Genomic DNA, 25,595 nt, shown 5'->3' with positions numbered 1-25,595 from the left:
GGACGCCCCGCCTGCCGTTTCGCGTTCGCTCAGGCGCGGACGACGAGGGTGTTGCAGATCTTGTCGGCGAAGGTCTGCTTGCGCTCGTCCCACAGCGGCCAGAGGAAGCCGATGTAGCACAGGAAGCTGTCGGCGACGTGCGCGAGCTTGCGCACGAACGCCATGCCGAAGCCGATCGGCTGGCCGGTCTGCGCGGAGACCAGGCGGATGCCCATCTGCCGCTTGCCGATCGTCTGGCCGGTGGTGCCCTCCTGGTAGCACAGCCAGAGGCTGCCGGCGAAGGAGCCGATGGCGCCGACCAGCATCAGCAGGGCGCCGAGCACCGCCGCGCCGCTGCTGCCCGAGCCGGCCAGCACCAGGGACAGGATGTACAGCACGAAGAGCGGCCCGGCGAAGATCAGGGCGTCGATGATGTAGCCGCCGACCCGCGAACCCCACTCGGCCAGCTGGGGGCTCGAGCCGCCGTAGTGGTGGTGGTGGACCTCCTGGTAGCCCGGCTGCGCCGGGGGCTGGCCGTAACCCGGCTGGGCGGCCGGCTGCCCGTAGCCCGGCTGCGCCGGGGGCTGGCCGTAACCCGGCTGGGCGGCCGGCTGCCCGTAGCCCGGCTGCGCCGGGGGCTGGCCGTAGCCGGGCTGCGCGGGCGGCTGCCCGTACCCGGGCTGCGCGGGGGGCTGCTGCCCGTAGCCGGGCTGCTGCCCGTACGGGTCGTAGGGGTTACCCACACTTGCTCCTTATTGATTGACCCTGTGGTTATGTGACGCCCACCGGACTCGGCGGGATCCGCGAGCACGGCCGGAAATCTCCGGCCGTCTCAAACTCGCAGCAGCCCGAGCCTGGCGAGCTGCCACAGCTCCGACCCGACGAGGGCGGTGCCGAGGATCCAGGCACGGGTCCTCGGCTGGAGTGCCCACCACCGGCCTCCCGCCCCGAGCGGCGCCACGGCGATGCCGAGCGCGCCCGCCAGGGCCACCGGGTTCGCGAGCACGGCCCGGACCGGATGGCCCGAACCCAGCTCGATGAACACGGTGGTGCCCCCGCAGAGGGGGCAGGGGACTCCGGTGATCGCCCTCAGGGGGCAGAGCACGCCGGGGTCGTTGACGCGGTGGACCAGCGCCGCGCAGGCCGCCGCGGCGGCCATGGCGGCGACACGCAGCAGCACGCCCGCAGGGCCGCGCCGCGCGACGCCGAGGGACCGGTTGACCGGGCCGCCGGGCGCACCGTGCGGTGCGCCGGTGGCCGTCGCCCCGGACATTCCCCCCAACGTGTTCCTCCGCCTCGATGACATCAGTCCGATTGACCCATATATCGGGTTTGCCCCGAAGCTGGTCAAGTGGCAGCCGTCATCCGGGATGCGACCGTTACCTTCGTTGGACGAGCGTTCGGTACGCGGCCGACGCTGTCACAGGGGCAAGAGTAGGTCAAAACGCCGTCAACGGGGGTCCACTCCCCGATGACGGCCTGCGGTCCGGCGGTTGAACGGCACACCACACCCGGCCCTGAGGCCCTGCCGTGACGCACTCCACACGCGGCCCGGCGCGGGCCGCGGCGGTGAGACCGGCGGTCCCGCACGCCACCGCGGCCGGACCGGTGCGGCGGTGCGGGCGGGCCGGTGCGGGCGGACCGGTGCGGCTAGGCCTGTGCCGCCGCTCCGACCGTGATGGCCTGCTCGGGCTCGGTGAGGTGGTCGGCCTCGACGACGTCGGCGATGACGCCGGTGATGTTGTCCGGGCCGCCGTTGTCACGGGCGATCTGGATGAGCCGGGCGACGGCGCGGCGCGGGTCGGCCTCGGCCGACAGCACCTCGTAGATCGTCTGCGCGTCGACCGGGCCGCTCAGCCCGTCGGAGCAGAGCAGGTAGCGGTCGCCGAGCCGGGCCTCGCGCAGCCGCAGGTCCGGTTCGCGGTCGTCGCGGCCGTCCAGCACCCGGTACAGCACGTGCGACAGCCGCGAGGTCTCGGCCGGGTCGGCGTGCCCGCCGGCCTGCTTGGCCTCCTCCTTCAGCAGCTCGTCCATCGTGTGGTCCTGGGTGATCTGGTACAGCTCGCCGTCGCGCAGCAGATAGCCGCGCGAGTCGCCGATATGGGCGAGCGCGACCGACCGGCCCGACCACAGCATCGCCGTCAGGGTGGTGCCCATCCGGCTGAGGTCGGGGCGCTCCTCGCGCACGATGCGGAGCTTCTCGTTGGCCTCGGCGACCGCCCGGCCGAGGCTCTCGACAAGATCGTCATTGGGCGTCGCGGTATCCAGCGAGCGCAGCGATCCGATCACGGTGGAACTGGCCACCTCGCCGCCCGCATAGCCGCCCATGCCGTCGGCGACCGCGATCAACCGGGCCCCGGCGTAGCCGGAGTCCTCGTTGTTCTCCCGGTTGCACCCGATGTCACTGCCTGCTGCGTACCTGATTGCTACGTTCATACCAATTTCGATGACGATCCTGTCAGAGGAGTGATGGGGTCAGTCGCCGGCCAGCCCGTGCCGTACGGCGTAGAGCGCGGCCTGCGTCCGATCCTGCACTCCCAGTTTCATGAGCAGATTACTGACGTGAGTCTTGACCGTCTTCTCGGAGACCGTGAGCGCACGCGCGATCTCCCGGTTGGACCTGCCCCGTGCGATCTGCACGAGCACCTCCCGTTCCCGTTCGGTCAGCGCGGCCACGCCGCGGTCGTCGTCGTCCTTCCCGCCCGGCCCGGACCGCAGCACGGCCTCGGCCGCGTCGGGCGCGAACAGGACATGCCCATCGTGGACCGCTCTGATCGCCTGCACGAGCGCTTTCGGGTCGACGTCCTTGTAGAGATACCCCGCCGCCCCCGCCTGTACAGCCGGCAGCACGTGCCCGCGTTCGGTGACGCTGGTCAGGACGAGCACCCGTGCCGGGACCCCGCGTGCCCGCAGCTCCGTCAGCGCGGCCAGTCCGTCGGCGCCCGGCATCTTGAGGTCCAGCAGCACGATATCGGGCTTCAGCGATTCGGCCAGCGTCACCGCCGACACGCCGTCCGCGGCCTCGCCGACGACCTCGATGTCGTCCTGGATGCCGAGGAAGGTGCGCAGCCCCTGCCGGACCACCGGATGGTCGTCGGCGATCAGCACCCGGATCGCGGCGGTCGCGCTCACAGCGGCACCTCCACCCGGATCGCCGTCCCCGTGCCGGACGCGCTGTCGATGGACAGTGTGCCGCCGATCGAGCGCGCCCGGTCGCGCATCGAGGCGAGCCCGAGCCCGCCCGTCCGGTCGGCGGCGTCGCCGCCGGCCGCGTCGAAGCCGGTCCCGTCGTCGACGACCTCCAGCACCGCGGCGGCGGCGGACGCGCGCAGGCCGACCTCGACCGTGCGCGCCCCGGCGTGCCGCAGCGCGTTGTACAGGGCCTCCTGGGCGATCCGGTAGAGCACCGTCTCCTGCTCGTCGCCGAGGGTCAGCGCCGGGTCCCCGGCGAAGCGCACCCGCGCCTCGTGCGCGCGGTCCAGCACCTCCACGTGCTTGCGCAGCGAGTGCGCCAGCCCGTCGGCCAGGTCGGCGGGGCGCAGCTCGAAGATGACCGCGCGCAGCTCGGCCAGCGCCTCGGCGGCCAGCCGCTCGACCTGCTCCAGCTCGGCGACGGTGCGGGCCGGGTCGCGCTCGGCGAGCGCGGCGGCGGCCTGCGCGGTGAGCCGCAGCGAGAACAGCTTCTGCGCGACCGCGTCGTGCAGCTCGCGGGCGAGCCGGTTGCGCTCGGCGACGACGGTCAGCTCGCGGTTGTGCTCGTACAGCCGCGCGTTGGTCATCGCGATCGCGGCGTGCGCGGCGAACAGGGTGAGCAGCTCCTGGTCGTCGGCGGTGAACCCGCGGCCGGTGCGCCGGTTGGCCAGGAACAAGATGCCGAGGACGTCCTTGCCGTCGCGGATCGGCACCCCGAGGAAGTCCTTCAGGACCGGGTGCGCGGCCGGCCAGCCCTCGAACCCCGGCTCGCGGCGGATGTCGGCCAGGCGCAGCGGCTCGCCGGTGCGCAGCATCGCGGCGAGCATGCCGTGCTGGCGCGGCAGCGGCCCGATCGCCGCCCACTCGGCCTCGCTGACGCCCTCGACGACGAACTCGGCGAACGAGCCCTCGTCGTCGGGCACGCCGAGCGCGGCGTAGCGGGCGTCCAGCAGCTGCCCGGCGGCACGGACGATCACCTGGAGCACCTCGTGCACCGACAGGTGGCTGGTGACCGCGAGGACGGCGGAGCTGACCGCGCGCAGGGTCGCCCCCGGCTCCCCGCAGCTCCCGCGTCCCGTCTCCATGCCGGTCCGACCAGCCTTCCCCCGCCGCCGTGCGCCTTCGGCGCCTCCATGTGAAGACCGTACTCGCTGCGCGCCCGGTGACGAATCAGTCCGCGGTACTCGCCTCGGCCCGGTCTGCTCCCCCGCGCGGGCGACGGCGGGGCCACGGCCTGTCACCCGGCCGTCCCATCCCGCCGGAGGGCCTAGGACCAAAGATCGACGGAACCGGCCCTGACCGGCCGATCCGCGATGTCGGCCCGCCTTCCTACTGTTGGGGCATGACGCAGAAGACGGCACTCATCACCGGAGCCTCACGAGGGCTCGGCCGTGCCCTGGCCCACGCGCTCGCCAAGGACGGCTGGCGGCTCATCATCAACGCGCGCGACGCGGACGCCCTCGCCGCCGCCGCAGCGGACCTGCCCGGCGCGACCGTCGTCGCCGGGGACGTCACCGACGCCGCGCACCGTGCCGAACTCGTCCGCGCCGTGGACTCGGCGGGCGGCCTGGACCTGCTCGTCAACAACGCCGCGACGCTCGGCACCACCCCCCTGCCGCACCTGGCCGACCAGCCTCTCGACGACCTGTCGGCCGCTTTCGCCACCAACGTGCTGGCGCCGCTCGCCCTGGTCCAGGCGTTCCTGCCCACGCTCCGCGCGCGCTCCGGCGCGGTCCTGAACATCACCTCCGACGCCGCCGTGGAGGACTACGAGGGCTGGGGCGGTTACGGCGCGACCAAGGCGGCGCTGGACCAGGTGTCCAACGTGCTGGCCGCCGAGGAGCCCCAGGTGGCCGTCTGGTGGGTCGACCCGGGCGAGATGCGCACCGAGATGCTGCGCGCCTCCGGTGAGGACGCCGACGCGGCCCCGCCGCCCGAGGAGTCCGCCGCCGCGCTCGTCCGCCTTGTCAACGGCCATCTTCCGAGCGGCCGCTACCGCGCCGCGGATCTGGCAGGCTCGCGATGACCACCGCCCTGGAACCCGAGGACGCCCTGGAACCCCGAACCCCCGAGCGCGCCGAGAGCCTGCTGAGCGCCCGGTACCGCACCGCGACGGCCGGCATCGTGCTGGTGGTCACCCTGCTGGCCTTCGAGGCCATGTCGGTCGGCACCGTGATGCCGGTGCTCGCCCGCGACCTGAACGGCCTGTCCCTGTACGCCTGGGGCTTCAGCGCCACGCTGATCGCGAGCCTGCTGACCACCGTCCTCGGCGGCGGCTGGGTCGACCGGGACGGCCCCGCCCGGCCGCTGCTGACCGGCCTGGCGGTGTTCGTCGCGGGCCTGGCCGTCGCGGGCGCCGCCCCGACGATGTGGGCGTTCGTGGGCGGCCGCGCCCTGCAGGGCCTCGGCACCGGCGTCGCGCTCGTCGCCGTCTACGTGGTGATCGCGCGCTCCTACCCCGACTCGCTGCGGCCCCGGGTGTTCGCGGCGCTGTCGGCGGCGTGGGTGCTGCCGTCGCTGATCGGCCCGGCGGTCGGCGGCCTGGTCGCCCAGCACCTCGGCTGGCGCTGGGTGTTCCTCGGCCTGATCCCCCTCGTGGTGCCCGCCACGATGATGCTGGTCCCGGCGCTGCGCGCGCTCCGCCCCGCCGAGCAGGACGCCGCGCCCGCGGGCCGTGCCCGCTACCTGGCGGCCGTCGCGGTCGCCGCAGGCGCGGGCACGCTCCTGTACGGGCTGGAGCACCGGACCTGGGCGCTGCTCCCGGTCGCCGCCGCGGGCCTGGCCGGCCTGGTCTTCGGCCTGCCGCGCCTGCTGCCCGCCGGCACGCTGCGGATGCGGCGCGGCCTGCCGAGCGTCGTGCTGGTGCGCGGCCTGCTGTCGGGCGCGTTCTTCGGCACCGACGTGTTCATCCCGCTCACCCTCACCACCATGCACCACTTCAGCCCGGCCCAGGCGGGCGTGACGCTCACCCTCGGCGCGCTCGGCTGGTCGGCCGCCTCGCAGATCCAGGGCCGCTCCCGGCACCGCTCGCAGGCGTTCTTCGCCCGGCTCGGCGCGGTGCTCGTCGCCGCCGGCATCGTCGGCGTGACGGTCGCGCTGCAGTTCTCCGGCTGGGCCGCCGCGCCCGCCTGGATCCTCGGCGGCGCCGGCATGGGCTTCGCGATCAGCAGCCTGTCGGTGCTGCTCCTGGACGGCTCCGCCGAGAGCGAGCAGGGCGCCAACTCCGCCGCCCTGCAGATCGCCGACACCCTCGGGTCGTCCCTGGTCGTCGGCGCCGCGGGCGCCGTCATCGCCGGGGTCGGCACGGACCGGCTCGGCACCGGCCTCGCCGCCGCCGGGCTCGCCTTCGCCGCGATCGCCGTGCTCGGCGTCGTGGCCGCGCTCCGGATCGAGGCCGCGCGATGACCGGGACGCTCGACTTCGTCCTGCCGCCGGGCCTGGAGGCCCACGAGCCGCCCGAGGCGCGCGGCCGCGCCCGCGACGGCGTCCGCCTGCTGGCCGGGTACCGCGCCGCCGGGACGGTGGCGCACCACGAGTTCCGCGAGCTGCCGGCCCTGCTGCGGCCCAGCGACCTGCTGGTGGTGAACACCTCGGCGACGCTGCCCGCCGCCGTCCGCCTCGACAAGATCGCCGTGCACTTCTCGACGCCCGTCCCCGGCGGGGAGGAGGAGAACCTGTGGCTGGTCGAGCTGCGGCGCCGCGCCGGCAAGTCCAGCCTCCCCTACGCGGGCGGCAGCGAAGGCGAGTGGATCCCGCTGCCGGGCGGCGCCACCCTCACCCTGGTGGCCCGGCACACCGAGCGGCTCTGGCGGGCCCGGCTGAGCACCGACGTCGTCCCCTACCTGCGGCGCCACGGCGTCCCGATCCGGTACGGGTACGTGCCGCGCGACTGGCCCGCCGCCGCCTACCAGACCGCGTTCGCCTACGACCGCGGCACCGGCGGCGCCGAGATGCCGAGCGCCGCACGCCCCTTCACCCCGGAACTGGTGACGCGGCTGGTCTCAGGCGGCGTCCTCATCGCGCCGCTCACCCTGCATACGGGCGTGGCGTCCCCCGAGGCGCACGAACCGCCCTACGCCGAACGCTATGAGGTGCCCGCCGTGACGGCCGATCTCGTCGAGCACGTGCGCGCGCGCAGCGGACGCGTCATCGCGGTCGGCACCACCGTCGTGCGGGCTCTGGAGACGGTCGCTGCCGCAGACGGCCGCGTCCGCGCGGGGAGCGGCTGGACCGAGCACGTCGTCACCCCCGAGGACGGCGTCCGCGTGGTGGACGGCCTGCTGACGGGCCTGCACGAGCCGAAGTCGTCCCACCTGATGATGCTGACCGCCATCGCGGGCCTCGATCTGCTCGCCGCCACCTACGAGGCCGCCCTCGCCGAGGGCTACCTTTGGCACGAATTCGGGGACCTGAATCTGCTCCTTCCCTGATAAGCGGTCCGCATGGTGGACGTCACGCGCGCAGGCCGCGTTCCGGCCGGTACCGTGGAAACAGCTATGGACGGCCCGCCGCAGCGCACGCTGCTCATCACGCTCACCGGTCGCGACCGCCCCGGGGTCACCTCCCGGCTCTTCGGTACGCTCGCCGGTTTCCCCGTCACCGTCGCCGACGTCGAACAGGTCGTGATCCGGGGCCGGCTGGTCCTCGGCGTCCTGATCGCCTACACCGACAGCTCCGACGTCGGGCAGGTCTGGGCCGCCGCCGAGCGCGTCGCGGCCGACCTGGACATGGAGATCGAGCTGTCCACCGGCCGCGACAAGACGCTGCCGCGCCGCCGCGGCCGGCTGCACGTGACCGTGCTCGGCGCGCCGCTGAAGCCCGCCGCGATGGCCGGCATCGCCGGCAGCATCGCGGCCGGCGGGGCCAACATCGACCGCATCGAGCGGCTCGCGCACTACCCCGTCACCTGCATCGAGATGGACGTCTCGGGCGCCGACCCCGACGCGCTGCGCGCCGCGCTCGCCCAGGAGGCCGCCCAGCAGCAGGTCGACGTGGCCGTCCAGCACGGCGGCCTGCACCGGCGCGCCAAGCGCCTCATCGTGATGGACGTCGACTCCACCCTCATCCAGGGCGAGGTCATCGAGCTGCTCGCCGAGCAGGCCGGCTGCCTGCCCGAGGTCGCCAAGGTCACCGAGGCCGCGATGCGCGGCGAGCTGGACTTCGAGGGGTCGCTGCGCGAGCGCGTCGCGCTGCTGGCCGGCCTGGACGCCGCCGCGATCGAGGTGGTGCGCGACCGGGTCGAGCTGGCCGCCGGCGCCCGCACCATGGTGCGCACCCTCAAGCGCCTGGACTACAAGTTCGCCATCGTCAGCGGCGGCTTCACCCAGGTCACCGACGCGCTGGTGGCCGACCTCGGCATCGACTACTCGGCCGCCAACACCCTGGAGATCGAGAACGGCCGGCTCACCGGCCGGGTCGTCGGCCCGGTCATCGACCGCGCCGGCAAGGCCAGCGCGCTCGCCCGGTTCGCCCGCGAGGCCGGCGTCCCGGTCAGCCAGACCGTCGCGATCGGCGACGGCGCCAACGACCTGGACATGCTGCAGGCCGCCGGGCTCGGCATCGCCTACAACGCCAAGCCGGTCGTCCGGCAGGCCGCCGACACCGCGGTGAACGTGCCCTACCTGGACACGATCTTGTTCCTGCTCGGCATCTCCCGCGAGGAGATCGAGGCGGCCGACGCCGCCGACCAGGAGGTTCACCGGTAACACCGGTGATCACCCCCGCCGTTTCCGGGTAGGACGCGGGCAGGGGGTGAGCGTGAGGCTGCTGCAGCGTCTGCGGGACGCGTATGCCGAGATCGAGGGACATGCGACGCCGGTCTACGGGTTCGCCGCCTCGCTCGCCGTGGCGCTGCCCCTGATCGTCGGCGCGCTCACCGACCACGACGCGCAGGGCGCGACGATCTCGCTCGGCGCCTACCTGGTCGCGCTGCGCACCCCCGAGAGCCACTACGGCGTGCTGGCCCGCAACCTCGCCGCCACCGTCGCGGTCATCACCGTCTGCGCCACCATCGGCGGGTTCCTGTCCGGGCACACCTGGCTCGCCGTCGTCGTCGTGCCGCCGATCGTCGCGCTCGGCAGCGCCGTCCGCTGGATCGGCCCGACCGCCGCGCTCACCGTGCTGATGACCGCCGTCCGGCCGCACAGCGAGCACATCGTCTACAACGGCCTGCTGGAGCTGGTCGGCGGCCTGCTGATGAGCGCGCTGCTCCTGGCGCCCTGGCCCGCCCGCCGGCTGCGGCCGCTGCGCACCGCGCTCGCCGACGCCGCCGAGGGCGTGGCCGGCGCGCTGGACGCGGTCGTCGAGGAGATCGGCGAGCAGGACCCCGCGCCGCTGGAGAGGATCGAGGCCGAGGACCCCGGGCTCGCCGCCGTCGCCCGCCCGCCCGGCTGGCAGCAGAGCCGCCGCACCGCCTCGCGCGCCCTCGCCCGCGCCCGCGGCACCGTCGGGCTCTACCGGGCGGTCCGGACCGGCGAGCCGACCCGCCCGGACCGGCTGTTGAAGCACCTGGGCCGGATCATGCACGAGACGATCGCGCTGGAGTCGCTGATCGGCGCCGCCGAGCGGCACCCGCCGGACCGGCCCTGGGAGCTGGAGGCGCGGGTCGCGGTCACCGCGCTGGCCGCCCGGCTCCGGCTGATCGCCGCGACCGTGGCCAACCCCGCCGACCTGCCGCTCGGCGACCAGGAGTCGCCGGCGGTGCGGCGCTTCGCCCGGCAGAGCGAGAAGATCCGCCGGGCCGGGATGGCCGGCGACGAGGACATCGTCGCCGTCTCGCTGGTCGACCAGATCGGGCGCTCCATCGAGCGGATCGCCGGCAGCGTCGACGCGGCCCGCCGCGTCGCCGAGGGCGGCGTGCACATCGGCGTCGGGCCGCCGCGCCCCTTCGCCCCGCACCCGCTGTCGGCGTGGGAGCAGCTCAGCCACGCGGTGCGCACCCGCTCGCCGGACTTCCGGCAGACCTCCCGGCAGGCCGTCGCCGTCGCGGTCGCCATGGCGATCGCGGCCGCGCTCCGGCTCCGGCACGCGCCCTGGCTGACGATCACCACCATGCAGAGCCTGCGCGGCACCTACGAGGAGACCGTCACCCACCTGATGCAGCGCGTCGGCGGCACCGTGGCCGGCTCGGTGGTCGCCGCCGTCCTGCTCGCCCTCACCCCCGACCAGCTGTCCGCCGCGCTGGTGCTGTTCGCGTTCGCGATGGCCGCGTTCTCGCTGCGCGGCGTCAACTTCACCTACTGGGCGCTGTTCGGCACCCCGCTCGCGATGATGCTGCTGGAGTTCTCCACGCCCTCCACCTGGACGTCGGCGGGCGAGCGCGTCGTGCTGACCCTCGCCGGCTGCGCCCTGGCCTTCCTCGCGGTGCGGCTGCTGTGGCCGCACGGCTACACCCAGCGGCTCCCCCTCCTGCTGGACCGGCTGCTCTGCACGCACGCCGAGCTCGCCCGCACCACCTCGGCGCTCGTCGACGGCGGCGAGATCGAGCAGCTCCCGCAGAGCCAGCTCACCGCGGCCGAGCAGGCCACCGAGAAGGTGAACGAGACCCGCGCGCGGCTCAGCGAGGAGCGCGTCCCGCGGCAGGAGCAGATCAACGAGCTGGACACGGCCGTGCGCGCCGCCAACCGCATCCGCGACCACCTGATCGCGATGGGCCGGATCGTCCGCGAGGACCATGTGGACATCGGGCCCGTCCCCGAGATCCTGGAGCGGGTCGCCGACCGGCTGGACGAGGCCGCCGACGCGCTGGACGACCCGCCCGAGGAACGGGCGGACAGGGAGGACAAGGACGACGCCGCCGCCGACGAACGGCTCGACGGGGAGTTCACCGACCTGGACGAGCACCTGTCCAACCTGGCCCGGCGCCGCAACTCCGAGGTCGAGGCGGGCGCCGGCCCCGACGAGTCCACCCCGCTGCAGCACGCGCTGCTGCAGGTCTCGGGGACCCGCTACGCCGCGCGCGCGCTGCGCCGCGACACCGACAAGCTGATCAAGTCGGCCCGCGCCGCCCTGACCGTCACCAGTCCTTCGGCGTCCACGCGGAAGTGAGGGTGCCGGGGACCAGGTCGCGCCACGGGCCGCCCAGCTCGATGACGGCGGCGGCGCAGGTGGGGAACTCCCGCGGCGCCGCGTCGCCGGCCAGGTCGTGGACGAGCTGGTGGACGGCGGGGTTGTGCCCGACGAGCAGCAGCGTCCGCGCCTCGTCGCCCGTCAGCCGGACCAGGTCCGCCAGGACGGCCGGGTCGTTGTCGTAGATGCCCTGCTCGAACTCCACCGGGACGCCGTCGCCGAGCGCCAGCCCCTCCAGCGTCTGCCGGGTGCGCAGCGCGGGCGAGCAGAGCACCGCGTCAGGGAGCAGACCGCGGTCGCGGAGGCGGTCGCCGGTCGCGGCGGCGTCCGTCCGGCCGCGCTCGGTGAGCGGGCGGTCGAAGTCGGCCAGGCCGATCCCGGCGGCGGCCTTGGCGTGGCGCAGGACGATCAGCGTCGGCATGCCGCCAGCCTAGGGGGCCACGAGCGCGGCCAGGCCCCAGAGGGCGAGCATGATGCCCAGCATCCCGCAGAGGACGATCGCGATGCCCTTCGGGCCCGCCACCGTCTTGTTCTCGCCGCTCACGCGTGCCTCCCGTCGCCGTCCCGTATGTACAGCGTACGGCCGCTGCGCGGTGCCCGGGCGGCGGGGCCCGGGAAGGGCCCCGCCGGTCCCGCTCACACCTTGCCGGCGTCCTCCGGCGAGGCCGTGCCCTGCGGCGGGACGGCCGGCTGCTCGGCGGGCAGCGCCGCCGCGCCCTCCCCGGTGACGGCGCCGGGCGCCCCCGCCCCGGCCAGGTCGGCGCCGATCGGGTCGGCGCGCCGCTTGGACAGCACGATCGCGCCGACGACGACCACGACCGCCGCCGCCGTCACCCCGATCCGCAGGCCCACGTTGCCCGCGTAGGTGACGACCGCGTCCGCGACCAGCAGCGCGACCAGGTTCATCACCTTGATCAGCGGGTTGATCGCCGGGCCCGCGGTGTCCTTGAACGGGTCGCCGACGGTGTCGCCGATCACGGTGGCCTCGTGCGCCGGGCTGCCCTTGCCGCCGAGGTGGCCCTCCTCGACCAGCTTCTTGGCGTTGTCCCAGGCGCCGCCGGAGTTGGCCAGGAACACCGCCATCAGCACCCCGGCCGCGATCGCGCCGCCCAGGAACGCGCCGAGCGGCGCGTAGCCGAGGCCGAACCCGACCGCGATCGGGGTCAGGATCGCCAGCAGGCCCGGGGTGGCCAGCTCGCGCTGCGCGTCCCGGGTGCAGATGTCGATCACCCGGCCGTAGTCGGGCTCCTCGGTGTAGTCCATGATCCCCGGGTGGTCCCGGAACTGCTGGCGCACCTCCACCACGACCCGGCCGGCCGCCCGGCCGACCGCCATGATCGCCAGCCCGGAGAACAGGAACACCACCGCCGCGCCCGCGATCAGCCCGATCAGCACGTTGGGGTTGTCGATGGACAGGCTGAACGAGGCGAACGAGCCGAGCGCGTCCCTGGCGTCCCGCGACGCGCCCGCCAGCGCCTCCACCACCGTGGTGCGGAACGAGCCGAACAGCGCGGTCGCGGCGAGCACCGCGGTGGCGATCGCGATGCCCTTGGTGATCGCCTTGGTGGTGTTGCCGACCGCGTCCAGCCGCTCCAGCACGGCCGCCGCCTCGCCCGTCACGTCGCCCGACATCTCGGCGATGCCCTGCGCGTTGTCCGAGACCGGGCCGAAGGTGTCCATCGACACGATCACGCCGACGGTGGTGAGCAGCCCGGTGCCGGCCATCGCCACCGCGAACAGCGCGACGGTGGTGTTGCCGAAGCCGAGCAGGAACGCCCCGTACACCGCCGCGCCGATCACCAGCGCGGTGTAGACGGCCGACTCCAGGCCGAGCGAGATGCCCGACAGGATCACGGTGGCCGGGCCCGTCCGGGCGCTGCCGGTGACCTCCTGCACGGGCTTGCGGGAGGTCTCGGTGAAGTACCCGGTGAGCAGCTGGATCGCGCTCGCCAGCACGATCCCGATCAGCACCGCGCCGAGCGCCACCCAGCGCGGGTCGGCGTCCAGTCCGCTGATCTTGGCGTCGGTGACGCCGTCCAGGCCGGCGAACGACGACGGCAGGTAGGCGAACGCGGCGACCGCGACCAGCAGCGCCGAGATCACCGCGGAGACGAAGAAGCCGCGGTTGATCGCCGACATGCCCGAGCGGTCCTTGGCCCGCGGCGCCACCGCGAAGATCCCGATCACCGCGGTGATCACGCCGATCATCGGCACGATCAGCGGGAACACCAGGCCCTGCGTGCCGAACGCCGCGCTGCCGAGGATCAGCGCGGCGACCAGCATGACCGCGTAGGACTCGAACAGGTCGGCGGCCATCCCGGCGCAGTCGCCGACGTTGTCGCCCACGTTGTCGGCGATGGTGGCGGCGTTGCGCGGGTCGTCCTCGGGGATGCCCTGCTCGACCTTGCCGACCAGGTCGGCGCCGACGTCGGCGGCCTTGGTGAAGATCCCGCCGCCGACCCGCATGAACATCGCCAGCAGCGCCGCGCCGAACCCGAAGCCCTCCAGTACCTTCGGCGCGTCGCCCTTGTAGGCGAGCACGACCACGGCCGCCCCGAACAGGCCGAGGCCGACGGTGAACATCCCGGCGACGCCGCCGGTGCGGAACGCGATCCGCATCGCCTTGCGCTCGCCGCCCTCCTCCCGTGCCGCCGCGGCGACCCGGACGTTGCCGCGCACGGCCAGCCACATGCCGGTGAACCCGGTGACGGCCGAGAACAGCGCCCCGATGACGAAGAAGACCGACCGGCCGATCCGCTCGCCGGTGCTGTCGGCGGGCAGGAGCAGCAGCACCAGCGGGATCAGCACGACGAAGACCGCCACCGTGCGGAACTGGCGTTTCAGATAGGCGAGGGCGCCCTCCTGGACGGCCCGCGCGATTTTCTGCATCTTCTCGGTGCCCTGGCCGGCGGCCAGCACCTCCCGTACCAGTCCTGCGGCGACGGCCAGTGCCAGCAGCGCGACCACTGCGACGACGACGACCAGGGTGAGGTCGCCGCCGCCGAGATCCACTTCTGCGCCGGCCGGGCTTGACAGGGAAAGCCCAGACATCCGTCCTCCTCGACAGGGGCGTGGCGATCCGATCACCCATAAGGGCGATTCTTTACCGCGTACCCCGCGGGCGCTGTTTTGGAACTCCTCGCACGGCAACGCGGGCGCCCGGAGTCCACGCAGGCCACGCCGCGAAGAGAAGAGTCCGGCCCCCTTAACGAAGGCGGTACCCGATAGCAATCACGGGCGTCTTGAATTCCATCCGGCCACCTGATCGCCCCGCCCGTTGGCGCAGGTCAGCACCGCGACCCGATTTTCCCGCAAAAAGGATCTTGACAGCACCCGCTTTCCCCGGTGCCGCCAATTCCAGGCCGTCTCTATATCAGATTATAACCGAACCATAAATGGCTTTCCAGAGCCGACGGGAAAACGATCTCACGTCGGTGATTCACCGCCCGCACCGGGTCCGCGCACAAAGGCGCCCCCCGCTCGTACGAGCGGGGGGCGCCGGGGACCCTGGCGGCAGCCGTGCGGCAGGCTCACCGCTTGCGCGCCTGCGCGGCACGCCGGTCGGCCTTGGCCTGCGCCCGCAGCTCCTTGACGCGGTCCTTGGCGATGGCCTGGCTGAACTCGGGGTGGATCATGGCGGGCTCCTTCGTCGGGTGCCGGACCGGCCTCCCCCGGCCCGACACCTGAAAGACTCGCGCTAAGCCCCCTGAGCCCACATGGGGACGATGCCTTATCCCGCCGCCTCAGATCCCCGCGCGGACCCCTAAGACGCCCCGACCCACCCCTGAGGCGCCCACCACCAGCCCCACACGGCACCTCAGCACCCACGTGAATGCGCTATCCCCCCAGGCAGGGCAACGCCGAAGGCGAACCCCGCGCAACGACCCCACCCCGCACACGAGCGCCCCCGGGATGGGCCGAGCCGCTGGGCCGGAAACGAATCCCCACGGCCATCAAGCGAGCGCGTCATCGATCCTGCGCAACAACCTCAACGACCAAGCGAGTGCGCTACCGGCCGGCAGGGCGACGCCAAAGGCGAACCCCACCGGGTCTACCGCACTCGCCTAAGCACGACCAGAGGGCTGGCCACCGCCCCGCACAGCCCGAGCCCCGCGCAACAACCTCAACCCGCACACGAATGCGCCCCCCGGTGGGGGAACGCCGGAGGCGAATCACCATCTGGCACCGCTCGCTACGCGCACATGCTCTTCACACACGGCACGAGCCCTGCGCGGTCACCCCGGCCCTCCCGCAAGAGCGTCACCGACCTAGGAGCGTGGCGACGCCGGAAGCGAGCCTCACCCTCGAGTCGGTCACGAAGCGCTTCGCACGCGCCTCTGAGCACGGCCAAGGGATGGGCCGACGAACCCCCTGGACCCCGCAAGATCGCGGATCAGCCGCGCTCTCCCGAGCGCGGCCGAGGACGGGTCCGCGAGCCCCTAGGGCCGGGATTGCGAGGCACAGCCATTCGCGCCGGCGCTCAACACGGCCGAAGGCCCCGTCCCATGATCGGGACGGGGCCTTCGGACACTGGTCCGGGGGTCAGTCGGCTTCGGCCAGACTCGCCGAGGCAGGCCAGCTCATGCGGATCTGGACGCCCTTCGGGGTGGCCGAGATGTCCACGTCGTCGGCCAGGCCGGCGATGACGGCCAGACCGAGGTCCACGCCGTCGTCGGACAGGAAGTCCAGCTCCTCGGGCGCGCCCACGGCCGCCAGGTCGCCCGCCGGCCCCGTGCCGTCGTCGCCGGGGACGGCGTCGCTCACGGTCACCTCGAACCGGCCGCCGGAGCCTGCCAGCTCCAGCCGCACCGGCTCGTCCGGGCACTGCCGGCGATGCGCCTCCACCGCACGCGAGCAGGCTTCACCGACCGCCAGCCGCACCTCGTCCAGCAGGGCCTCGTCCACACCGCAGCGGCGGGCCACCGCGGTGACGATCAGACGGGCCGTCCGGACGTGCACGGGCAGCGCACTGAAAGAGAGTTCAACGATCGCCATCTCAGGGGGCCGGCTACTTGGCGCCCTTGCGCTTCTCCTCGGCATCGGCGATCGAGTCGTGGATGCCGAAGACCTTGGTCAGCCCGGTGATCCGGAAGATCTTGAGAATGCGCTCCTGGGTGCACACCAGCTCCAGGGAACCGTCGTGGGCGCGCACCCGCTTCAGGCCGCCGACCAGCACGCCGAGCCCCGTCGAGTCGAGGAACTCCACCTTCTCCATGTCCACCAGCAGGTGGAACTTGCCCTTGTTGACCAGGTCGATGAGCTTCTCGCGAAGCTTCGGCGCCGTGTAGACGTCGATCTCGCCCTCCACCGTGATGACGGTCAGCCCGTCGTCGGTGGTGTAGTCGTTCACCTTCAGGTCCACAGATCCTCCAGCGCCGTACAGCACATTCCATTCCGCGACGCCCTGAACTCCAAGGTGGTGATCCGGGCGACGGAACTCCGTCGAGATTCAACCACGCCCCGGCGTCATGGAGGCACGTTATCGTCCAGAGAGACGAAAGTTCGTACCGTCCCGTCTGACCTGGTGATCTGCCGTTCTTGGCAGGGGGAACAGGACCACCGGCACCGGGGCGTTCCCCTGGTTTTGCCCAGGCTGGCAGACTGAAAACCTGATGTCCCATCAAAGATCTTCACCGCCGCTGGACCGGCTGCTGGGCGACCCGTCCCGGCGCGAGCGCATCACCCACGTCGAGCACGTTCCCGCACGTGAGGGGCGTCGCGCGCGCTGGCCGGACTGGTCGCCCGAGCCGCTCGTCCAGCGGATGACGGCCGCCGGGATCGAGGCGCCGTGGGAACATCAGGCCGCCGCGGCCGAGCACGCCCACGCGGGCCGCTCGGTGATCGTGGCGACCGGCACCGCCTCCGGCAAGTCCCTGGCCTACCTGCTGCCCGCCGTCGCGACGATCTACGACGAGGGCCAGGACGGCACTGTGCTCTATCTCTCCCCCACCAAGGCCCTCGCCGCCGACCAGCTGCGCGCCCTGCGGGCGCTCCGCCTGACCAGGGTGCGCGCGGCCACCTACGACGGCGACACCCCCCGCGACGAGCGCGCCTGGGTCCGCCAGCACGCCAACTACGTGCTGACCAACCCCGACATGCTGCACCGCTCCCTGCTGCCCGCGCACGCCCGCTGGCGCGGCTTCCTCCGCCGCCTCCGCTACGTGGTCATCGACGAGGCGCACGGCTACCGCGGCGTGTTCGGCTCGCACGTCGCGCAGATCCTGCGCCGCCTGCGCCGGATCTGCGCCCGCTACCACGCCGACCCCGTCTTCGTCCTGGCGTCGGCGACCACCTCCGACCCGGCGACGACGGCGTCCCGCCTCACCGGCGCCGACGTGGTCGCCGTGGACGCCGACGCCTCCCCCCGGGGCCCGGCCGCCTTCGCCCTCTGGGAGCCGCCGCTGACCGAGCTGCGCGGCGAGCACGGCGCGCCCGTCCGCCGCACCGCCACCGCCGAGGCCGCCGACCTGCTGGCCGACCTGGTGGCGGAGAACGTCCAGTCGCTGGCCTTCGTCCGCTCCCGCCGCGGCGCCGAGTCGGTCGCCCTCGGCGCCAAGCGGGCCCTGGCCGAGGCGGCGCCCTCCCTCGTCGACAAGGTCGCCGCCTACCGCGCCGGCTACCTGCCCGCCGAGCGCCGCGCCCTGGAGACGGCCCTGCGCGACCGCACCCTGGTGGGCCTGGCCAGCACCAACGCCCTCGAGCTCGGGGTGGACGTGTCGGGGCTGGACGCCGTCCTGGTCTGCGGCTGGCCGGGCACCCGCGCGTCCCTCTGGCAGCAGGCGGGCCGCGCCGGCCGCTCGGGGCAGGCCTCCCTCACCGTCCTGGTCGCCCGCGACGACCCCCTCGACACCTTCCTGGTGCACCACCCCGAGGCCGTCTTCGGCCGCCCGGTGGAGGCGACCGTCCTGGACCCCGACAACCCCTACGTCCTGGAACCCCACCTGTGCGCGGCGGCGTCGGAGCTGCCGCTGACCGAGGACGACGCCGCCCTGTTCGGGCCCACGACCGCCGACCTGCTCCCCGACATGGTGCGGCGCGGGCTGCTGCGGCGCCGCCCGACCGGCTGGTTCTGGACGCGCCGCGACCGCGCCTGCGACCTCGCCGACATCCGCGGCGCGGGCGGGCCGCCCGTCCAGGTGATCGAGCTGTCCACGGGCCGGCTGCTCGGCACGGTCGACGAGTCGTCGGCCCACTCCATGGTCCACGAGGGCGCCGTCTACATCCACCAGGGCGAGTCCTACATCGTCCAGACCCTGGACCTGGAGGACTCGGTGGCCCTCGTCGAGGCGGCCGAGCCCGACTACTCCACCACGGCCCGCGACGTCACCGACATCCGCATCGTCGAGCAGTTGCGCTCCACCGCCTGGGGCGAGGCGACCCTCTGCCACGGCACCGTCGAGGTGACCAACCAGGTCGTCGGCTACCAGATGCGGCGCCTGCAGACGGGCGAGATGCTCGGCGAGAAGCCCCTCGACCTGCCCCCGCGCACCCTGCGCACCCGGGCGGTCTGGTGGACGCTGTCCCCCGACCAGCTGGAGTCCCTCGGCGACATGGACGTCGCGGGCGCGGCGCACGCGGCCGAGCACGCCTCGATCGGCCTGCTGCCGCTGTTCGCGACCTGCGACCGCTGGGACATCGGCGGCGTCTCGACGGCGCTGCACCCCGACACGGGCCTGCTCACGGTCTTCGTCTACGACGGCCACGAGGGCGGCGCGGGCTTCGCCGAACGCGGCTACGCCGAGGCGGCCGGCTGGCTGAGCGCCACCCGCGACGCCATCGCCTCCTGCGAGTGCGAGGCGGGCTGCCCGTCGTGCATCCAGTCCCCCAAGTGCGGCAACGGCAACGACCCCCTGGACAAACACGGCGCCCTGGACATGCTGGCCGAACTCCTCCGCGGCGCCCCCTGAAACCAAGCCGCCTGCGCGGGTGAGGCGACCACGGCTGAGAACACCGCGCCCGCCGTCGCCCGAGGAGCCCGCCGCCCTGGCCGGGCCGGCGACCGAAGGCATCCATGACCCCGGCGTGATGCCGTTCGCCGTCCCCAGGACCGACCGGCCGCCGGCTCGCGCGGAGCATCCTCCTCCACCACTGGCGGGAACCGGGCGCTCGGTCTCACCGTCTTCCATACCGGCGAGGTCGTCAGGACGCATGCGATCCGCCGATCACCCGCCAGGCGTCCACCGGCTCCTTGCCCGGCCCGCGCCATCGGGGCCTGAGCACCGGAACGCGGGCCGCGGTGCTACGGCCTTCCGGCCTGGGCGCCCAAGAGGCCGCCTTCGCGGACGACCACGCCCTCTAGGCCGTCTCCCACCGCCTCGACGGCACCGACCGCCACGTCATCCGTGGCGCGCTCGCCCTCTCTCAGCGCCTGCGCCTGACCAGCGCCGCCTGGGAGCGACCCGGTCACCATCGAAGCTCGCCCCCTGTCCCCCCCTGACGGACCTGAACAGCATGCGGCCATCACCGCCCCAACGGAACAACCGACCTCAGATCCCACTCAAGCCGGATTGCCCCGTCACATCACAGGCCATCCCCGACAAAGGCGTATTAGCCAGCGCAACCAGACCACGTCCTATAGGACGCTGGCCGCCGTCGGCCCCATCCTTGCCCGGCCCGCCATCACGACGTCCCTCGCCCCGGGCTGCGCCACATCACTTTCGGCGGCCGCTTTCCCCACGGCATCGCCCGGCGCATCGCATCCACCTGGCCGTCACCGAACCCCAAGAGCAAGCGCCCCGGCCTACCGACGCGGCAGCCGCGCCACACCCGGCAACTCAGCGATCAACTACGCCTCACGGACTGACCCACCGCCAGCAGGCCCCGCCGGACGTGCCGACACGACGCCCCTCAGACTCAGGCTGCGCCGCGCCGTCCTTGGCGGTCCGGCTTCCCCGGCCACTCCGCCCGACGCTTCACACCCACCAAGCCGTCACCGAATCTCAAAACAAGCGCTCCGGGCCTGCCAACGCGACAGCCACGCCCTCACGGACCTGCCGACCGCCGTCAGGCCTCGTCCTTGCCCGGCTTGCCGTCGCGACGTCCCTCAGACTTAGGCTGCGCCGCATCGTTCTTGGCGGTCCGCTTCCCCAGCCGCGTCGGCCGACGCTTCGCGTCCGCCTTGGCCGCCGGGGCCTTGGCGCCGTCCACAGTCTTCGGCGTGGGAGCGGCCGTGTCCTTCGCGCCGTCCTTGACCTTCGGCGCGGGGGCGACCGGGCCCTTGGCGCCGTCCGCAGCCTTCGTTGCGGGAGCGGTCGTGCTCTTCGAGCCTTCCGCGGCCTTCGGCTCGGAAGAAGCCGGCACCTTCGCGCCGTCCACGGTCTTCGCCGCAGCCGCCTTCACGCCCTTGCCGGCGAGCTTCGGTCCCTTGGCTGCGCCGGGCTTGCCTTCGGCGGCCTTCACCGCCGGGGTCAACGGCGCGGTCTTGGCCCTGGCCTCGGCGTTGGCGATGTGCTGGCGGGCCTTGCTGACCCGCTTGCGGCCGGTGCCGCTCCGCGCCATGCGGGCGGCCATCCCCTGGCGGCTCACGCCGGCCTGGGCGACCCGCAGCCGGCGCGTCCACGTCCCCAGGTGCGCGGCGACGACGAGCAGGATCATCGCGATGCCGATGCTCTTGCCCCACTGCAGGCTGTCGGTCGCCGCGACGTTCTTGGCCTTCGGCGCGTTCTGGTCGGCGACCTGCGGCGTCGGGTAGGCGAACCCGGCCGTGGCACCGGGCGGCTGCACCGAGGGCAGGGTGACGGGCGAGTTGTTGTTGAACGGCGTCAGCGGCGTCGTCGTGTTGTTGGTGGGCGGGGGCAGCGTGGTGTTGTTGCCGCCGCCGCCGTTGTTGCCACCACCGCCGGTGCCGGTGCCGCCGCCGACCGAGACGTTCGCCGTCCCGGCACCGGACGAGAGCGAGCCGCCCGTCCCGGTAGCGCGCTTGGCGCGGACGCTGACGGAGACGCTGCCGCTCGTGCCCGAGGAGAGCGGCAGGGTGGTGGAGCAACTCGTGCCGGAGCAGAGGCCGCCGACCGAGCCGCTCCTGGAACCGGCGCCGGGAGCCGAGACCGTGTAACCGATGAGGTCGCTCTCCAGCCCGAGGTTCCAGCTCACCTTGACCTTGTTCCCGGACGCGCTGGCCGACACCCCGCTCGGCGACGCCGGCGGGATGCGCACGGTGAAGGTGTTGGAGTCGTAGACGTGGTTGGTGAGCGCGCCCTTCAGGTAGACCGTGTACCGGCCGTTCCGCTGCAGCGAGATGGGCGCCGACAGGTTGCCCGCTCCCGACCCCTCGGTGAGGAAGCTGTCCCCCGAGCCGGGCGCCTTGACCCGCAACTGCATCCGGACGGTGAAGTCGTAGTGGGCCCGCGCGGTGACCGAGGAGCCGCTGGTGATGACGGCCCCGCTCTGCGGCGCGAGGACGCTGGTCGAGGCGGCGGCGTGCGCCGAGGTGCCACCGAGAACCGGGAAACCTATCGCAAGGGGTGCCGCAAGCGTGATCGCACCGATCCTGCGAATGTTGGTCACGGCCTCAATCCCTTCATCGGACGACCTGCCGGAAGCCTCTGCGCGTACCGCCGGATTCGGGGAGCGACGGTCGGGGGCGAGTGGTCGTGTGGCACCGTCACATCGAGCGGTGACTACGGGCTTACGGCAGCGTAACGTACCAACCGGTAGTCAAAGTCACAGAAAGATGACAAAGTCGTCTCCAGCAACTATTGACATCCAGTGCAACAAGCCATCGGCCGTCAGGGTACGCCCTCCGGCGCCGCAGGACCAGCCCTGGCCCGGGAAACGATCCGCACCTCCGCGACCCCCAGCGGCACACGCGCGTCCACGCTCACCGAGACCTCGACGTCCCTGCCGCGCACGGCACACCGCGACAGCCTGCCCCGCGAGGCGGCCGCGATCTCCCCGGCCCTCCGGCAGGCCACCGCGCTCCCCTCGGCCACCCGCTGCGCCCCGGCCAGTGCCGCGAGATCGGCCGCCGCATCCCCCCGCTGGCGCGCGGCCCGCACCCCTCCCACGGCCATGGCCGCAACCCCTGCCAGCCAGACGGCCCCGAGGAACGCCACCACCAGTACCGTCCCCGCCCCCGCGTCCTTCCGCTGGATCACCCCTTCACCTCCCACCCGGCCAGGCCTGCACCCATCGCCCCCGCTCTCCCTCATCTCGCCCCGCGCCGCCTTCTCCCGCACCCCAGAACACCGACCCGCCGCCCCCAGCCCCGGAGAAAACCCGCCGACGCTCGAGCCGTACGACCCGCGAGGCCCGTCATGGAGCGGGCCCCTGGCCGGAAGGAGGTCCGGCCGAGTCCGCCTCTACTCCGGGTTCGGTGGCGGCCATGGCCTGGACGCGAACCAGCAGTGGCGAGAAACCGGACGTGCCTGGCGGACGCACGGGAACGGAGATCTCAACACGCGTCGACTCTCCGTCCCGCCGGACTGCGATCACCGCCCCAGCGGGCACGGCGCGGGCGATGAACGCCCGCACAGCGGGCAGCGGTTCGCCCCGCGCGGCCAGTCGTACACCGCTGCGCGCCGCATCGGCACAGCCGAGATGGACCGAGGCGACCGTCACTCCCCACAGGATGACCACCGTGACCAGCACCAGCGTGGGCAGTGCCAAGGCGATCTCCGCCGTGACCATGCCCTGATCACTCCGCCGGCGCCCCGGCCGCGCCCCCTGCAAAACCCCACCCCTCTCATGTCCGGCTCCACCACCTTCGACTCCGCAAACCCCACTTCCTGCCCTCCCCACCACCCCGCACGCGCGCCCGCGCCGCACACAGAAGACCGCCGCACAGCTTCGGCACATGTCACGCCGCCTGTACTGGATCACCGCCCTCACATCTCGGGCACACCACCTGCGGTGAACCCACGTGGTCTGTCCGGTGCGCTGCGTCGCTTACGCCGCGCCTTAAGCGCTTACGTGCCGAACATGCCGCTTGCGGCGGCTCAACTGCGACCTGGTCTCGCAACCTGCGACGGACCGCAACTGCATCTGGGGTTTGGTCACATTGGTCGTGGCTGCCACGCCGATGTCTCGACTATCTCGCCATGCGTTGCCAGCGAGTCGGGGCCTGCCATGCCGCCCCGGTGGTCGTGCCGCCTCGGGGTCACTGTGCAGGGGGCTGACGTGTCGACTTCGGCGAGTACTGGCGCTCTCATCTGTCCACGTTGCTTTTAAGGGTGCCTACGCCCTGGTGCGTTGGCTCGGTGAGGTGTTGGCCGCGTCGTCTTCGTGAGATCGGCGGTTCGGGCATCTGACGGGGTGCGTGCCGTTCTGCTCCCGAATCGGCTTACCCGCCGAGTTGCAGGGCTCTACGAATGATCCCGACGAGGAGCCCTCTTACCTGCGGGCTGGTGACGATCTTGTAGAGCAGGCCGGCGAAGCCGGCGGCGGCGATCGTGCCGACCGCGTACTCGGCGGTCGTCATCCCCATGTCCCTGGTCCTGCGGCTCCAGCGCCGCAGCCATGTGATCTTCACTGGCACTCCTTTCCCGGGGCGCTCGTCCGCGCCTGGAACCAGCCTGCGCCTCGGCCACAGACTGCGACAGTCGAATGACGTTCTGTGGATAACCTGGTGGTCAGGGGGTCAGGAACGTGGACGCCATGCCGGCGATGGCCGGCACCACTCCGAGCAGTACGAAGGCGGGCAGGAAGCACAGCCCCAGCGGGACGAGCGCACGGATCCCTGCGGCGCGGGCCCGTGCCGCGGCGGCAGCACCGGCGGTTCTGCGCTGGTCCCTCGCGAGCCGCGCCAGTGTCGGCGCGAGTGCCGCGCCGCTGCGGGTGGCCCTAACGGCGGTGCGGGCGAGAGGCGCCAGCATCGGTTCGTCCGCGAGCGCCAGCCACGCCACAGCCGGGTCGACTCCGAGGCGGATCCGCACCGCGACACCGTGCAGGTCCTCGCCCAGCGGGCCGCCCACGGCCTCCGCGACGGCCTCGACCGCCTCGCTCCACGGGGTGCCGCCCCGCAGGCAGGCCGCGAGCAGGTCCACGCCCACTGGAAGGTCGGCGACCAGCCTGGCCCTCCGGCGGCGGGTCTCCGCATCGCCCATGTACGCGAACGACCGGTGGATCGCGACGCCTGTCAGGATCCCGGCGATCCCACCGACGGGCCCGCCAACCACGGCCGCACAGATGAGCCCGGCCACACCGGCCGCCGTACGTTGCAGAAGGCGTTCGCGTCCTTGTGCGGTCGTAGCGTCCTTCTGCGGAGGTGAGCTCCGGCTTCGTGCGCCCGGTCTCTCGACAGGACCTGGCTTCTCCGGCAAGAAGAATCCACACGCCGCCGCACACAGGACGGCCGCCCACAGCATCATCATCGCTTCCTCTTCACCGGAGCGCTTCGGCGTTGCGCGCAAGCCGCCGTGTCCACCAGAGCCCGACCAGATCGAGCCCGACTCCCAGGAGGAGGCATCCCGCTCCTGGCAATGTCCCGAACAGGAAGCCCAGGGGATTCGCCCCCAGGGCGGCCGCCATGCCCAGCCCCAAGAAGGGCAGCAGCGCGAGCATGCGCGCCGTCGTCCGCGGTCCCGCCAGCTGCGTGACGACCTCCTGCCGCTGCGCCTCCTCGGCCCGCAGTGCGGAGGCAAGACCGTCCAGGACCGTGGCCAAGGTGCCGCCCCGCTCCGCCCCGACCCGCCAGCACGCCGCCAGAAGGCGCAACCCTTCGGCCCCTGGCTCGCCGGAAAGCCGCCGCAACCGCTCCGGCATGGGCATGTCGGGCAGGGCCCACCCCTCCTCAAGCCCGCACACCTCCGCGCCCTGGTGATGCTGAGCACCTACGAACATGCCGGCGCCGGGCAAGCCCCACCCCTGCACCGGCCCGAACGCGCCCGCGTCATGGCGGCGCTGAGCGGCTGCAGCCTTGCCGACACCGGGCAAGCCTCGCCCCTGCTCCAGCCCGAACGCGTCTGCCTCTTGGTGGTGCTGGGCGGAGACGGACATGCCGACGCCGGGCAGAGACCACTCTTGCGCCGGCCCGCATGTGTCTGTGTCCTGGTGGTGCTGGGCGGGGGTGGGCGTGCCGGGGGCGGCCGTTGCTCGATTCTGGACTGGAGGGGGCGGGAGAGGGGCCGAAGTTCTCGTTGTCTGGTGGGCGGCGGCCTCGACACGAGTGCTGGGGTTCATGGCCTGTGTCTGTTGGGCCCGGCTTGGATCCGGCGCTCCGCTCGTGTCATCGGGCGAGGGCCATGATGCTTCGCTGGTGTTGGGGACAGCCGGTTTCGCTTCTGGCGTCTGCCAGGTTCGGTCCGGTGGAGGCGTGTCCTTTGTGTCGTCGGCGAAGGTGTTCGAGGCTGCTGGACGCCTCTTGTTCGTAGCGGAGGGTCCGGTGGCCGGCAGGTGCTGCCCTGGAGCAGCCCCATGGG

The 25,595-nt window shown here is 73.0% G+C and carries 21 protein-coding genes; 6 read left to right on the top strand and 15 right to left on the bottom strand.

Features of this window, described 5'->3' with window-relative positions:
- Positions 1-29: 29 nt before the first annotated feature.
- The 5 genes from ACRB68_RS42495 to ACRB68_RS17775 all read right to left on the bottom strand — a co-directional run bounded on the left by ACRB68_RS42495 (position 30) and on the right by ACRB68_RS17775 (position 4,256).
- Positions 30-722 carry an RDD family protein gene (locus tag ACRB68_RS42495; RefSeq protein ID WP_207709719.1) on the bottom strand — a complete coding sequence of 231 codons (693 nt, stop codon included), beginning with the start codon at positions 720-722 and terminating at the stop codon, positions 30-32.
- Between the two features lie 89 nt (positions 723-811).
- Positions 812-1,252, bottom strand: a complete 441-nt coding sequence (locus tag ACRB68_RS17790) for a DUF2752 domain-containing protein (RefSeq protein ID WP_153533568.1) — start codon at positions 1,250-1,252, stop codon at positions 812-814.
- A 377-nt stretch (positions 1,253-1,629) separates the two neighbouring features.
- Positions 1,630-2,415 (bottom strand): PP2C family protein-serine/threonine phosphatase, encoded by a 786-nt coding sequence (locus ACRB68_RS17785; protein WP_153533567.1) that lies wholly within the window; start codon positions 2,413-2,415, stop codon positions 1,630-1,632.
- 39 nt (positions 2,416-2,454) lie between these two features.
- Complete coding sequence (locus ACRB68_RS17780) at positions 2,455-3,111, bottom strand: response regulator transcription factor (RefSeq protein WP_328594355.1); 657 nt, start codon at positions 3,109-3,111, stop codon at positions 2,455-2,457.
- Positions 3,108-4,256 (bottom strand): GAF domain-containing sensor histidine kinase, encoded by a 1,149-nt coding sequence (locus ACRB68_RS17775; protein WP_153533565.1) that lies wholly within the window; start codon positions 4,254-4,256, stop codon positions 3,108-3,110. The genes ACRB68_RS17780 and ACRB68_RS17775 overlap by 4 nt, the downstream gene beginning before the upstream one ends.
- 257 nt (positions 4,257-4,513) lie before the next feature.
- On the opposite strand from ACRB68_RS17775, the gene ACRB68_RS17770 reads away from it, so the two are divergent.
- The 5 genes from ACRB68_RS17770 (at position 4,514) to ACRB68_RS17750 (ending at position 11,217) form a co-directional block, all read left to right on the top strand.
- Complete coding sequence (locus tag ACRB68_RS17770) at positions 4,514-5,197, top strand: SDR family NAD(P)-dependent oxidoreductase (protein ID WP_153533563.1); 684 nt, start codon at positions 4,514-4,516, stop codon at positions 5,195-5,197.
- Positions 5,194-6,576 carry an MFS transporter gene (locus tag ACRB68_RS17765; protein ID WP_153533561.1) on the top strand — a complete coding sequence of 461 codons (1,383 nt, stop codon included), beginning with the start codon at positions 5,194-5,196 and terminating at the stop codon, positions 6,574-6,576. Before ACRB68_RS17770 ends, ACRB68_RS17765 begins: the two co-directional genes overlap by 4 nt.
- A complete protein-coding gene (locus tag ACRB68_RS17760; RefSeq protein ID WP_153533559.1) occupies positions 6,573-7,601 on the top strand; it encodes an S-adenosylmethionine:tRNA ribosyltransferase-isomerase in 1,029 nt (342 codons plus the stop codon). Before ACRB68_RS17765 ends, ACRB68_RS17760 begins: the two co-directional genes overlap by 4 nt.
- Positions 7,602-7,667: 66 nt before the next feature.
- On the top strand, positions 7,668-8,876 hold the full coding sequence (gene serB / locus ACRB68_RS17755; RefSeq protein WP_194293356.1) for a phosphoserine phosphatase SerB: 1,209 nt from the start codon (positions 7,668-7,670) through the stop codon (positions 8,874-8,876).
- 52 nt (positions 8,877-8,928) lie between these two features.
- Positions 8,929-11,217, top strand: coding sequence for an FUSC family protein (locus tag ACRB68_RS17750; RefSeq protein ID WP_153533555.1), 2,289 nt, complete (start codon positions 8,929-8,931; stop codon positions 11,215-11,217).
- Here the strand turns inward: ACRB68_RS17750 and ACRB68_RS17745 are convergent.
- The 4 genes from ACRB68_RS17745 to ACRB68_RS17730 all read right to left on the bottom strand — a co-directional run bounded on the left by ACRB68_RS17745 (position 11,186) and on the right by ACRB68_RS17730 (position 16,600).
- Positions 11,186-11,659: a SixA phosphatase family protein gene (locus ACRB68_RS17745; RefSeq protein ID WP_153533553.1), complete on the bottom strand. Its 474-nt coding sequence runs from the start codon at positions 11,657-11,659 to the stop codon at positions 11,186-11,188. The two genes, ACRB68_RS17750 and ACRB68_RS17745, sit on opposite strands and share 32 nt — an antisense overlap.
- A 215-nt stretch (positions 11,660-11,874) precedes the next feature.
- Positions 11,875-14,289 (bottom strand): sodium-translocating pyrophosphatase, encoded by a 2,415-nt coding sequence (locus ACRB68_RS17740; RefSeq protein ID WP_153533551.1) that lies wholly within the window; start codon positions 14,287-14,289, stop codon positions 11,875-11,877.
- Between the two features lie 1,491 nt (positions 14,290-15,780).
- Positions 15,781-16,233, bottom strand: a complete 453-nt coding sequence (locus ACRB68_RS17735) for an ATP-binding protein (protein ID WP_153533549.1) — start codon at positions 16,231-16,233, stop codon at positions 15,781-15,783.
- A gap of 13 nt (positions 16,234-16,246) precedes the next feature.
- Complete coding sequence (locus ACRB68_RS17730; protein WP_067483866.1) at positions 16,247-16,600, bottom strand: STAS domain-containing protein; 354 nt, start codon at positions 16,598-16,600, stop codon at positions 16,247-16,249.
- A 250-nt stretch (positions 16,601-16,850) separates the two neighbouring features.
- Here ACRB68_RS17730 and ACRB68_RS17725 point away from each other — a divergent pair, with 250 nt between their 5' ends.
- Positions 16,851-19,145 carry a DEAD/DEAH box helicase gene (locus ACRB68_RS17725; protein WP_153533547.1) on the top strand — a complete coding sequence of 765 codons (2,295 nt, stop codon included), beginning with the start codon at positions 16,851-16,853 and terminating at the stop codon, positions 19,143-19,145.
- A 1,096-nt stretch (positions 19,146-20,241) separates the two neighbouring features.
- Here the strand turns inward: ACRB68_RS17725 and ACRB68_RS17720 are convergent.
- From ACRB68_RS17720 to ACRB68_RS17695, 6 genes are all read right to left on the bottom strand, one after another.
- Complete coding sequence (locus ACRB68_RS17720) at positions 20,242-21,744, bottom strand: hypothetical protein (protein WP_153533545.1); 1,503 nt, start codon at positions 21,742-21,744, stop codon at positions 20,242-20,244.
- A gap of 221 nt (positions 21,745-21,965) precedes the next feature.
- Entirely contained in the window at positions 21,966-22,334 is a 369-nt protein-coding gene (locus ACRB68_RS17715; protein WP_194293355.1) for an Rv3654c family TadE-like protein, read from the bottom strand.
- Positions 22,335-22,491: 157 nt separating this feature from the next.
- Entirely contained in the window at positions 22,492-22,866 is a 375-nt protein-coding gene (locus tag ACRB68_RS17710; protein WP_153533541.1) for a TadE family type IV pilus minor pilin, read from the bottom strand.
- Positions 22,867-23,518: 652 nt separating this feature from the next.
- Positions 23,519-23,707: a DUF4244 domain-containing protein gene (locus ACRB68_RS17705; protein ID WP_328594353.1), complete on the bottom strand. Its 189-nt coding sequence runs from the start codon at positions 23,705-23,707 to the stop codon at positions 23,519-23,521.
- A gap of 100 nt (positions 23,708-23,807) precedes the next feature.
- Complete coding sequence (locus tag ACRB68_RS41330; RefSeq protein WP_235959423.1) at positions 23,808-24,281, bottom strand: type II secretion system F family protein; 474 nt, start codon at positions 24,279-24,281, stop codon at positions 23,808-23,810.
- A gap of 277 nt (positions 24,282-24,558) precedes the next feature.
- Entirely contained in the window at positions 24,559-25,173 is a 615-nt protein-coding gene (locus ACRB68_RS17695; protein WP_153533537.1) for a type II secretion system F family protein, read from the bottom strand.
- Positions 25,174-25,595 lie beyond the last annotated feature (422 nt).

It is taken from the genome of Actinomadura macrotermitis, assembly GCF_009604375.1.
GTDB classification, from domain to species: domain Bacteria; phylum Actinomycetota; class Actinomycetes; order Streptosporangiales; family Streptosporangiaceae; genus Spirillospora; species Spirillospora macrotermitis.
The sequence above is the reverse complement of the archived record's forward strand: the minus strand, read 5'-3'. Positions and strand labels throughout refer to the sequence as shown.